This window comes from Paenibacillus anaericanus (assembly GCF_003994475.1).
GTDB lineage: Bacteria > Bacillota > Bacilli > Paenibacillales > Paenibacillaceae > Fontibacillus > Fontibacillus anaericanus.
In genome coordinates, this window is the sequence record NZ_RZNY01000071.1 from 1 (window position 1) to 4,569 (window position 4,569).

4 protein-coding genes are annotated in these 4,569 nt (G+C 40.6%); 2 read left to right on the forward strand and 2 right to left on the reverse strand.

The features are described 5' to 3' along the window. Positions 1–420 precede the first annotated feature (420 nt). Positions 421–1,206: a type II toxin-antitoxin system PemK/MazF family toxin gene (locus tag EJP82_RS27645; RefSeq protein ID WP_127195295.1), complete on the reverse strand. Its 786-nt coding sequence runs from the start codon at positions 1,204–1,206 to the stop codon at positions 421–423. Between the two features lie 771 nt (positions 1,207–1,977). Here EJP82_RS27645 and EJP82_RS27650 point away from each other — a divergent pair. Then, the gene (locus EJP82_RS27650; RefSeq protein ID WP_127195296.1) at positions 1,978–2,943 is read left to right on the forward strand and encodes a helix-turn-helix transcriptional regulator; all 966 of its coding nucleotides are present in this window, start codon (positions 1,978–1,980) and stop codon (positions 2,941–2,943) included. Between the two features lie 112 nt (positions 2,944–3,055). Here EJP82_RS27650 and EJP82_RS27655 read toward each other — a convergent pair whose 3' ends face one another. After that, positions 3,056–3,799 (reverse strand): NADPH-dependent oxidoreductase, encoded by a 744-nt coding sequence (locus tag EJP82_RS27655; RefSeq protein ID WP_127195297.1) that lies wholly within the window; start codon positions 3,797–3,799, stop codon positions 3,056–3,058. Between the two features lie 161 nt (positions 3,800–3,960). Here EJP82_RS27655 and EJP82_RS27660 point away from each other — a divergent pair, with 161 nt between their 5' ends. Then, positions 3,961–4,449: a MarR family transcriptional regulator gene (locus tag EJP82_RS27660; protein WP_127195298.1), complete on the forward strand. Its 489-nt coding sequence runs from the start codon at positions 3,961–3,963 to the stop codon at positions 4,447–4,449. The last annotated feature ends 120 nt before the right edge of the window (positions 4,450–4,569 follow it).

The following is a 4,569-nucleotide window of genomic DNA, read 5'->3' on the forward strand; positions in this document are numbered from 1 at the left end:
CTTAATTTTTGGACCTATGCTTTAACTTAATGACATTGCCCGAGAGGGTGTTTTTTTTGTTGATTTTCAAACTAATAGGTCTTACATAAACTTATAAACTTATAGCTTTGTTTAAACTATCTAGGTGAAATTTTTGTAGGAAATAATTGGAGTGAATTTTAATATCAGACCCTTAAAGCATAAGAGATGACGATAAGATTGATGAGTGGTTAAGCTCGCTCATTAAGAAAGATAAAAACCTTGTGGGTAATGAGCCCATCAAGGTTTCGGTTGGCCTAAAGCCAGTTTAAATGTTGCGTAATAAATACGCTGGTCCAAGACCTAAGATAATATGTAAATTAATTATAACGCATTTCAGTATTCTTTTCAAGCGTATAGTTACACATTCCATCTTCTGAGTAATGAATGGGTCTTAAGTGTTTACGCACTTGTGATTTCAAGTCCTAATTGTTGTTTTAAATATATAATTTCTTCCTCTTGTGTTTCTATTCTTTCCAAAACTAATTGTAATCGTTCTTTATCTCTCTCGTACTGTTCTTGCAAATTATTCACATTCTGCATTGCTTGCTGGAAGCGTTTATAGTGATATGGTACTAATAAATTCGCCAATTTTTCGTCGATTTCTTGTAATTTTTCTTTTCCATAGGTTAAATTTGTTGGTGAAATTATTTGTCCAGTTAGTTTTTGGTGCTTTGCTAAAATTCTATTTTTGCTAATAGATCTAACCTTCTCTAATAGTATAGCAGAGTTAAGTGTAACAATACCTGAGTCTTTGTCTAAATCTACGTGAGAAGAACGCCCTTGTCCATAAGCAGGAGATGAAAGAGGAGCTACTAATACAGAGGAGCCTTCAGATCCTAAAACAATCGCAGGATGTTCATAAGCTAACTCAGTACCGAAATGTCCAAAGAAATCAACTGTAACAATTCTTCCTACTTCCTTTTTAAAATTTAGATTTTTAAATGAAGCGAATTCTGGATACATTTTAGCTTGTTTGTCTTTATTGTATAAATCCAATCCCAAAACTATGTTAATAGCATCGTGCATTTTGAATTGACGCACAAAACCAGCATAATCTTGGGAGACATCTAATAATGCCAAGATTAATTCTGGATCATCAGAGGCCATCTTTCCATCACACAATCTTGTCCCATTAGAGCTTTTCTTTGTTAAACTTTTAAATTTTCTACGTAGCCTCATATCCATTTTATGAATAAACCCCTTTCATATAGTCCTACAAGTATATCATTTTTGGTAATAAGTACTATTAAAATGTACACAACATAAAATGTTTGCGATCTGTTGAGTAGAAGGAATGTTATAGATAAAAGCGATTTGGTTTACGGGGCGATACTCGGGTGACATCAAAACCGTGACTACACCCGTAGACACCTTTGTGGCGTTGCCTTCGGACAGGGGTTCGACTCCCCTCGCCTCCATATGGAGCACACAAAAAAAGACACCCGAGAGGGTGTTTTTTTCATTTTTAAAGGATGGAACAGGGGGCATTGCGGTTAACAAGTCCTGCTGTGATTGGGATTGAAGCATGTGTTGTTATTGTAACCAGTGACAGTCTCTGATGGTATACATAGTGCTAAGCAAAAGTATGCCTATAGGATATGATAATTCGAAACAATGAGAGTTATTTCATTGTGGAAGGAAAGTCTTTGAAGTAAAGTGTATTTGTTTACTTAGGTGGGGTATATTTCCTGCGTGATTGGCTGATAAAGCGGGGGCTGGTGTTTGGTTAGGACCAAAACGTTTGAAATGTCATTGAATGATAACGTTGATATTATCCAAGGCAGAGTAGTTTCCTTATCTGTGCTTAGTGTTTGATATTATGTAAGCGCTGAAAATTTATATTAGGCAAGTTAAGGAATAAAATATATCCTCTCTTTTCCGCAAGTAAGATCAAGCGATGCAATTTCCATTACTCTAAAATGACTATAGAGTGGTTGAAACGAGGTGAACAGAAGAATGTACGAGTGGCACAAGCAAATCCAAATAATCGTTGATGAAATTGACGAGTGTATTAAAAATCGTAACGGCGAAGCAATAACGCTACGATTTCTTTCTCGCAAGTTAGGTTATTCCGAATTTCATACTACTAGAAAATTTAAGGAAATATCGGGTATGCAATTTAGGGATTATCTGCGGCATAGAAAATTAGCCTTTGCACTAAAAGAGGTTCGGGATAGTGAAAAAAGTATTTTGGATATTGCTTTTGATTATGGTTTTTCATCACATGAAGCTTTTACCAGAGCTTTCAAGGGAACATATGGTGTAACTCCAAGTGAATACCGAAAAAAGCCTATGCCTGTCGCCCTTCGTACAAAAATAAACCCTTTCGACCGCTACTTTTTCGGATTTGGAGAGATTGGTATGATGAAATCTACAGACGATGTTAAAATTTATTTTGTAACCATTCCCGCACACAAATTTTTGCACATTAAAAACTATGAGAGTAATGGGTATTGGGATTTTTGGCAAAAGCAAAGCCTTATTCCGGGACAGGACAGCGAAACAATTTGCGGCTTACTCGATAGTATCAAGGGCAAATTGGATGACGATGGTGGGAGCGAATCTAACAGCGGCAGCGGTCAGATTATGGCGTACATTAATGACCCGGACGGCAGACTCTGCGATTGGGGTATTCCACGTACAGAGTGTTATGGTGTACGTCTTCCTTTTGATTATAAAGGCGAAGTACCACCACAAATGCTTATGATTGATGTTCCCGAAGCCGAGTATATTGTTTTTGAACATGGGCCATTCGATTATGAGCAGGAAAATCGTAGTGTGGAGGAAAAGATGGAAAAGGCAATGGCTTTTGATTTTGCAGGCACCGGTTACTGCTTTGATACTTCCCCCGGTAGAATAATTTACTTTTATCATAATCCGGAGCGGTTTTGGAAGTATATCAGACCAGTGCGGAAGTCATAATCAATAAAAAGCACATATGTTAAATCCACAACCGAATCCGGTTGTGGATTTTGCGTTTCAGGGATAAGAAGCTATAGGATAAGGTCAACATGCTCGTTATACACAATTCTCACTATTTCAAATCGAATCCTTTGCTTTTTACGTATTCCGTATACCCGCCCAACGGCAAATCTTTATCCAGCATGGCGATGAATTTTCCGGACCAGGTTGCCTTTTGTTTGTTATTCGTTCGCGCGTCGTAGTACTCCTCGATTTCCCGGTCATATCTTTCGACCTTTGCTTTAAGATCGGGATCATACCGGTTTTCAAAAAATACGGCAGACCGTGGCAACCGCGGTTTTTGCTCGGGGAACTCGTCGGGAACACCTACTGCAAGACCGACCAAAGGAATGACGAAGTCCGGCAGGTCAAGCCATTCGTCCAGTGCAGGCAGGGCCTCGTTAATTCCGCCGATAATAACAGCTCCGAGCCCCATCGATTCGGCCGTAACATTGGCATTTTGCAAGGCAAGCGCGGCACTCAGCACAGCGGTTTGGTAAAAATACGAGAAGCTCAGGTTACGACCCATTTTTTCTTGTTGGTCCGGACTGGCAGCCAACATCATCCGATGAAGATCGATGCAAAAAATAAAAAAGTACCCGCATTCCTCAATCGATGGATTTTTCGAATGCACTGCGATCTTCTTCCGCAGTTTCTGATCGGTAACGCCGATGATCGAGAACGGCTGCATATGCGCCGAAGTCGGTGCCATTTGCGCTGCATCGACAATGGCTTCGACTTGCTCGCCAGTCAACGGAATATTTTTAAACTTACGGATGGAGCGATGCTGGCGGATCACTTGCATGACCTCATTCATTAAAATTCCCTCCAAATAGATGGTTTCTGTAGAAGCTGTATGAAGACCGTGTTTTGTTAAATGGTTTCCATGGAAACAATAATAACAAGAAAAAGATATCCTGTCAAATTGTTTCCGTGGAAACCATGATATAATGAAAAGAAAAAAGGTAGGCTTGCCTTATGCCAGATATGAATGATGATTTGCTACAGCTCAAAAACCGTATCGAAAAGTCAATGTACCGGATCCTCATCAGCGAAACTGACGAGGACCAGGATCGGCTTTGGCTCACGGAGCACATCTCTGATGACCGGCTAAAAAGGCTGCTGCCCCGACTTTCCGTCTCAAGCCTGCATGTTTTGGACGTCATCAATACGCATGAAGGTATTAAAGGGGCCGATATCGCGCGCGATATGGAGATAACGAAAGGGGCCGTCTCCAAAATTACCCGTAAATTGCTGGATCATGGCCTGATCCGGAAAACCCAGCTGCCGGACAACTTGAAAGAAATTTATTTCTCCGTGACTCCGCTCGGTGCCGAATTGGCCGACCTGCATCGGGTATTCCACCAGGAGAAGGATCAAAAAGCGATGGAATTGTTGACAAGTTTCGACACAGCGTCGTTGGAAATCGTGGCAGACTTTTTGGAGAAGCTGGCCAGTCTGCGATAGGGCCGGGTGCTTCCGTAGGTAACGGTTTTGCATCGCCACGGTTCGCCTCCATATGGAGCATACAGAAAAGACACCCAAGAGGGCAATGTCATTAAGATAAGCTCAAAACGAAACCGAGAA

Coding starts and splice junctions, on each gene's coding strand:
- EJP82_RS27655 (WP_127195297.1), bottom strand. CDS start 3,799: ATGAATGAGGTCATGCAAGTGATCCGCCAGCATCGCTCCATCCGTAAG.
- EJP82_RS27650 (WP_127195296.1), top strand. CDS start 1,978: ATGTACGAGTGGCACAAGCAAATCCAAATAATCGTTGATGAAATTGAC.
- EJP82_RS27660 (WP_127195298.1), top strand. CDS start 3,961: ATGCCAGATATGAATGATGATTTGCTACAGCTCAAAAACCGTATCGAA.
- EJP82_RS27645 (WP_127195295.1), bottom strand. CDS start 1,206: ATGGATATGAGGCTACGTAGAAAATTTAAAAGTTTAACAAAGAAAAGC.